At 62.8% G+C, this 6,152-nt stretch carries 5 protein-coding genes and 1 pseudogene; 3 read left to right on the plus strand and 3 right to left on the minus strand.

All coding sequences use genetic code 11. The annotated features are described in order from the left end of the window. Positions 1-232 precede the first annotated feature (232 nt). Both ACFYT9_RS39415 and murJ read left to right on the plus strand, forming a co-directional pair. Positions 233-532: a DUF6233 domain-containing protein gene (locus ACFYT9_RS39415; RefSeq protein ID WP_389171999.1), complete on the plus strand. Its 300-nt coding sequence runs from the start codon at positions 233-235 to the stop codon at positions 530-532. Positions 533-1,766: 1,234 nt separating this feature from the next. Further along, positions 1,767-3,494, plus strand: a complete 1,728-nt coding sequence (gene murJ / locus ACFYT9_RS39420; RefSeq protein WP_389172001.1) for a murein biosynthesis integral membrane protein MurJ — start codon at positions 1,767-1,769, stop codon at positions 3,492-3,494. A gap of 145 nt (positions 3,495-3,639) precedes the next feature. On the opposite strand, the gene ACFYT9_RS39425 is transcribed toward murJ, so the two are convergent. Both ACFYT9_RS39425 and ACFYT9_RS39430 read right to left on the minus strand, forming a co-directional pair. Next, complete coding sequence (locus ACFYT9_RS39425; protein WP_389171993.1) at positions 3,640-4,137, minus strand: hypothetical protein; 498 nt, start codon at positions 4,135-4,137, stop codon at positions 3,640-3,642. A gap of 65 nt (positions 4,138-4,202) precedes the next feature. Next, positions 4,203-4,661 (minus strand): ricin-type beta-trefoil lectin domain protein, encoded by a 459-nt coding sequence (locus ACFYT9_RS39430; protein WP_389171995.1) that lies wholly within the window; start codon positions 4,659-4,661, stop codon positions 4,203-4,205. Between the two features lie 776 nt (positions 4,662-5,437). Between ACFYT9_RS39430 and ACFYT9_RS39435 the strand changes: the two genes are divergently transcribed. Further along, positions 5,438-5,986 (plus strand): TIGR02391 family protein, encoded by a 549-nt coding sequence (locus ACFYT9_RS39435; RefSeq protein WP_389171997.1) that lies wholly within the window; start codon positions 5,438-5,440, stop codon positions 5,984-5,986. Positions 5,987-6,069: 83 nt separating this feature from the next. On the opposite strand, the pseudogene ACFYT9_RS39440 reads toward ACFYT9_RS39435, so the two are convergent. Continuing rightward, positions 6,070-6,152: pseudogene (locus ACFYT9_RS39440) on the minus strand (IS5/IS1182 family transposase); the annotation flags it as partial.

Below are 6,152 nucleotides of genomic sequence, written 5' to 3' on the forward strand. Positions count from 1 at the left end.
ACACCTCCCTCAACGGCGCGGGAGCCCTGTGCGTTGCGGTCCTCATCCTGACTCGGTCTGGGTCACTCGATCAGTGGCCACTCTGAAAGAGCTCACTGTTCACGACGCTCCCCTCCCTGTGGGCGGCGCCTGTGCTGCGCCGTTGGGGTGACCGTAACTGCGGGCCGGGGCGTCACACCAGCCTCGGAAATCGAACAGGCGTATTACCCAGGTCGCGGTCGAGGAGCGCACGATCCGGGACCTCGAGCGGGAGGAGGCCGAGGATCAGCGGCGCCGGGAACAGGCCCACCGCGAGACGACGTGGAAGCTCCAGCCCGCCCGCGCGGTCCAGGGCCACCCGATGCTGCACCGGGGGAACTGCGGCCAGTACACCCGGGAATTCGGGCTGCTCAGCCGCGACGAGGTGGTGATCGCGCTCCAGGAGTTTCCGGACCTGGAGATGTGCGCGATCTGCGCCCCGTGGGGCAGTCTCGGTCTGGATCGGCCCACACCCCGCCCTGCCGGGAGCGAGACGGAGGTCGAGTTCCCTTAGATGGCCTTGCCCGGCTCTGCTGCGGCTCTGGTTGCGGGGCAGGCAGGCGACGGGCGAGGTCGGCGGCGAGCTGTCCGGCCGCCTGGCCGTGGTCGTTCGGGGCAAGCTGTTCCAGGACCTGGAGCAGCTCGACCATCTCGCGAGCCTCTGTGCGGGTGAGCAGAGCAAGACGGGGTTCGTCGGAGCAGGTGCCGGTTACAAGGTCAAAGTCATCGTCCACGCCGCCTTCAACGGCCCCCGCCCGGACCAGGGCACGGGCGGGGGCCGGCCCCTTCCCGCCGCGGGCCGGCCTGCCGAGACTCACGCGCCGCAGGAGCAGCAGGTCAGCGGTTCTTCAAGCGGCCGGACAGCTACGGGCTGGAGACCACGTCGGCCACGCAGGCCGGGACGAGCGACGAGCACCAGGGTTCCCGGCGGTGTCTCCGCGGCCGCGCTCGGCGTTGGGGACGGCATGGGGCTGGTGGACCAGGCAGGGCCCGGCATCGAGGAGCAGGCCGACCAGGTGGCGGAGGCGGCGTGCGAGCTCGCGGACGCCGCGGCCCTTGGCCGCCGCGCTCACCCAGGTCGACCAGGAGATCGCCGAGGTGCCGGCTGCGGTGACGGCCACAGCGGCTACGGACCGCCGTCGCTTCCGCCTGCCCGTCGAGCCTGAACGGCGCCGCTCTGGATGGAGTGGGGGACGGCCCCGCGCCCTGTCCGCCGTCCTCGGCCCCGCCCCCGGTACACGAAGACCCAGCAGGCTCAGGAAGACTCCGGATCGTCCGCACGGTCGTCTTCGGTTCCGGGGGAGCGGCGCTTCCACACCCAGGTCGTGAGCCCCGCCGCGGTGGCTACGACTTCCGCGATGCCGCCATCCGCCGCGCCCGCGCCGAACGCACCGCCGCATAACCCTCCGCGGCGGATAGCCGCAGTTCATCAGCATTGCAGGTGGGGCCCTGTACGGTCCTGCCGGGCTGACGGGCAACCAGCCCGACGTGCGAGGAGGTGGGTTCGTGGAGTGAGAGGTGCTCCGGGCGATCAAGGTCGTCGCGTTGAGCTGAGGACCTGTCGGTGAACGCTGTCCCGCACCGCTGCTGACCCGCCGTAAGATTCGAGCAAAGAGAGAGGGAACATGGACGAGGCATACCGACCCAAATGTAAAAACTTACACCCTGATGCCAGGTCCGACGACTTCAGGCATGAAGAACAGGGACTTCCAACCTCCGGCCAACCTGCCAAGGTTGACACCGACACAATGCAATTGAGCTTTCTCGGTTCTCAGCAGAGCTCCACTTCCCCCAATACGGCTGATGGCTCCCCTCCCAGCCGGCGATCTCACGCCAAGAGTTCACCAAGAGGCAGGGGTCAAAACCTACTCAAGTCCAGCGCACTAATGGCAGCTGGCACGATCGTATCCAGAATTACAGGATTTCTGCGCACTCTGGTCATGGCTGCCGCAATCGGAATCGGCAGCCTGAACGACACGTATCAAGTCTCAAATACTCTCCCTACAATGATTTACATTCTTGTAGGTGGTGGAGCACTTAACTCGGTTTTCATTCCCCAGCTCGTTCGCGCCATCAAGGACGGGAATGGACAAGAATACGCGAACCGTCTTCTGACGCTAGTGATGGTGCTCCTTGGAGGGGTGACGGCGCTTGCGGTGCTTGGAGCACCGGTTCTTGTCTCGTTGATGTCCGCCAAGATTGCCGAAGACCCAGAAACCATGGAGGTAGCAGTCACCTTCGCGCGCTACTGTCTGCCTACCATCTTCTTCATGGGCGTGCATGTGGTGCTGGGGCAAATCTTGAACGCTCACGAACGATTCGGCGCAATGATGTGGACGCCGGTACTAAACAATCTCATCGTCATCGCAACTTTCGGCGGCTTCATCTGGGCCTTCGGGAGCTTTTCGACCTCGGGAGTAAGCGCCGCGAATATCACCCCCGAGGGTTTGCGCCTGTTGGGGATAGGGACACTCCTCGGCCTGGTAGTTCAGGCGGCGGCGATGCTTCCATATCTTCGCGAGGCTGGATTCAGATTCCAGTTGCGGTTTGACTGGAGGGGGAGTGGGCTCCGAAAGACAGCAAAACTCGCCAAATGGACAGTTCTGTTCGTCCTTGTGAATCAACTGGGCATGATCGTTGTCACTCAGCTTGCCACCTGGGCCGGCGACTTGGCTGAAGATGGCGGGAACTCTGGTACGGGCATCACCGCTTACAACTACGCCCTGCTGCTCTGGCAGATGCCGCAGGCGATCATCACTGTTTCCGTCATGACGGCAGTACTTCCGAGAATCTCTCGAGCCGCTCAGGATTCTGACAACTCGGCCGTGGCTGATGACATCTCATTCGGATTGCGAACCTCTGCTGTAGCCATTGTCCCTTGCGCGTTCCTGCTTCTCGCTCTAGGGATTCCACTGACTTCCCTCTTGTACGCCAGCTCAGGCGACGGGGCAGAAGGCGTCGGATACGCGCTAATGGCTTTCTCGCTCGGCCTCATTCCATACTCTGCTCAATACGTCATCCTTCGAGGCTTCTACGCCTACGAGGATACCCGGACCCCCTTCTACAATACTGCGATCGTAGCGGTCATCAACGCAGGTAGCGCCGCTCTCTGTTTCGCCCTCCTTCCTGCCCGTTGGGCTGTTCCCGGCATGGCCGCGTCCTACGGGCTTGCCTACCTTGCGGGCGTCGGGGTGGCATGGCGGCGGCTGCAGCGCCGGCTGGAAGGGGAACTCGACAGCCGCCGACTCGTGCGCACATACACCCGCCTCTGCGTGGCCTCAATCCCCGCGGCCATCGCGACTTGGAGCATCTATGATCTTGCTGTATCCACTCTGGGTGCAGGGAGCTTCCCGCTCTTGGTTTCGCTGACAGGCGGAATATTCTCCTTCTTCGTGCTGTTCTTTGCCTTCTCAAAGCTTCTGCGCATCGAGGAAGTCAAGACTCTCTCTGGAATGATTCGCGCCCGCCTGAGATAGAATGCCCAGAGCAATATCGAAGGGGCTGGGTCCGCAGACCCAGCCCCTTCGGCATGAAAGCGCCGGTTCTCCCCTGGGGAAAAGGGCCGCTCCGATCACTAGTCGCGCTTCCGCCTCCCGTTCGAAAAGGCGGAACGCGCCTCAATCAGTAGTTCCAAATGCCCCACGACTGGTTCAGAGAGCCCGAGGATGCTCCGGTCGATATCGGATTTCCGCCATTGTTGGTCTGCAGATAGCGTCCAGTAGCGACGTTCTTCAGCTTCCAGCCGGCGGCAACATACACCTGCTGCCACTTCTGGTAATTGCCGCCGTTGCACGAGTGCATGTAGACACTGCCCGAACTGTTAGAGTCCAGGCAATAGCGATGCTCATCATGGGTGAAGGTCCTGACACCGCCAGACGTGCCACCGACTGTCCATCCCATCATGCTGTGACTAGCACCACAGGACCTAATTACGTCTTCCGCCCCTCGCCCGCTTCCAACCTGGACGATCACCCCGATGCAAAGCCCCGGCGCGGCCTTCGTCTCTATGCGAGTTGCGCCAGCCGTAGTGGCCTCCGTAGCAGCCGTGGCGGAGGTAGCCGTCATGCCCACGGAGGCGATAACGGTTGCGGCCAGAGCGCCGATCTTGCGACTGATCATCTTCATACCTTCTTTAGGATTGCGGTTCTGGTTGTTCCGGACAGCTCACCCGGAAGCGCGATGGCCTAGTCAACCTTCCAGACCTGGTTGAGACCGCCGTTTGCCGGCTCGGTGTAAACGGAGTTACTGCGATTGTCGAGGTAGCGCCCCGTGGCGACGTTCTTGTACTTCCAGCCGGCGGAGGCATAGACCTCCTGCCATTTCTGGTAGTTTCCGCCGTTGCACCTCAGCATGTAGACCTTGCCCGCCGCGTTGGAATCCAGGCAGTATCCGTCGGGCTTCTGGAACACTCGCGTCCCTCCCTGCGCACCGGATATCGACCACGAGGTCGTTCCGTTCGCCTGATTGCAGGAGCGTGCGTTCACATACCAGGACCCCAGCTCGGTGTGCGCCGCCAGGCACTGTCCGGTTGAGGCGTTCTTCCTCTCACTCCCAGCGGCTGACGCCTGAGCCGACATCGCTCCCAGCAGGAGCGCGGAAGTGGACATGGCCACGATTCCAGCCTTCGTCCAAGCGCGGTTCATTTCGAAATCCCATCCCGTTGTCCACCAGTCCGAGTTCCGCCGGCTGCGAAGCGGTTAGCCCTGCGGATGAAACGAAAGCTAATCAGGATGGCGAGTGAGGGCGATCTCATCGGGACATAGAGGAGATGGGGAAATAGAGGCTTGACTAGCCCGTGCATTACTTGTCGCATTTACGAGTTTTAATAACCAGTTAGTTAGTATGCGATTAAATGTTCAATTTATCCCATTCGAGGCACTGGGCCCCACCTTGCCTGTGGCAAGGCTCACGCCGTCGAAGGTTTAGTTCATACAATGTCAAATTGTCATCCGGAATGCATTGTTGCAAATACGAATAGACTGAACAGAAAGCTGGCCGGATCTCTTCCGAATGGGATTCGCGAATTGGCGAATTGTAATGTCTCGACATGTGGAACTCTTCCTAGGTGATCGGCGCGATTCAGTGAAGCGCTGCAGGTCAGCGGCATGGAGCCGCCTTCCGGGATCCAGGCTGAGAGAGGTCATGGGGATCACTACTCGACAACCTCAGCCAAACCGACAGGGGCGCGGCACGATGCAGCAGCCGTCGACCACGTTGCAGGCCTCGGAGACCCGTCCAGTCCGCCTCTCGGAAGCGGCGAGGTCGGCTCGGCGGACCACCCACCCGCGATGCCGCGCTTCTCCTACTGCGGAAGCCCGCCCAGGGAAGCGGCGACCCTCAGTACGACGGGCTGATAGCGCTGCCCGCACGGCGTTCCAGGAGGGGCGGGACATCAACCTGCTGATGAATCGGCTGTCCGATGCGTGGGGCTAACTGGAGGCCCACGCGCTGCTGTCCCGCGTACCTCATCAGTCCGCAAACTTCCGGCGGCTCTCCCGAGACAGCAGGCAACTGGCGGCGGAGACCCGAAAGGGCTGGCCCGGTTCGAGGCCCGCACGCGGCTCGGCGTCCTGCTCCACCCGAACCGGGAGAAGACGGTGCGGACCAACTTCGACCTGACCTCGAGGACTATGACGCCGCGTACTTCGCCGCCATGAAGGCCGTCAAGGTCGCCGTCCGCGCCGACTCCGGGCTCGACAACTCCCTCGTCGGCGTCGCGCTGATGCGCAAGGCGTTCCAGCCGCACCAGAACGGCAAGCCCGGCGGGCCGCTGGCCGACGCCGGCGCAGAGGGCGGCGAGCAGGAGGCCGACTCCGCGCTGTTCGCCGGAGCCATGGGCCGGTACAAGAACCCCTCCAGCCACCGCACCGTCGACTTCGACGACCCGATCGAAGCGGCCCAGATCATCCAGTTCGCCGACCTGCTGCTACGCCAGGTCGACCGGGCCAAGGACCGCAACAGCCAGTGAGAGCCCCAATTCCTGAGAGCCGCTCCGCTCTGGGTGGAGCGATCGTCGGCCCGCAGGGGGCGGCTCAAGAGCAGTGAGCATTTTCAGCGCTGCCGTTCCAGGGTGAGGATGGCTGCGGCTATGGCGGTCATCCGGTTGGGACTGCAGCGGGCTTTGCGGAAGATGC

Origin of the sequence: Streptomyces sp. NPDC004435 (genome assembly GCF_042873895.1) — a bacterium.
GTDB lineage: Bacteria > Actinomycetota > Actinomycetes > Streptomycetales > Streptomycetaceae > Streptomyces.

Bases quoted from the DNA above. Each gene is read 5' to 3' on its own strand.
- ACFYT9_RS39425 (WP_389171993.1), bottom strand. From the start codon at position 4,137: ATGATCAGTCGCAAGATCGGCGCTCTGGCCGCAACCGTTATCGCCTCC.
- murJ (WP_389172001.1), top strand. From the start codon at position 1,767: ATGCAATTGAGCTTTCTCGGTTCTCAGCAGAGCTCCACTTCCCCCAAT.
- ACFYT9_RS39430 (WP_389171995.1), bottom strand. From the start codon at position 4,661: ATGAACCGCGCTTGGACGAAGGCTGGAATCGTGGCCATGTCCACTTCC.
- ACFYT9_RS39435 (WP_389171997.1), top strand. From the start codon at position 5,438: ATGCGTGGGGCTAACTGGAGGCCCACGCGCTGCTGTCCCGCGTACCTC.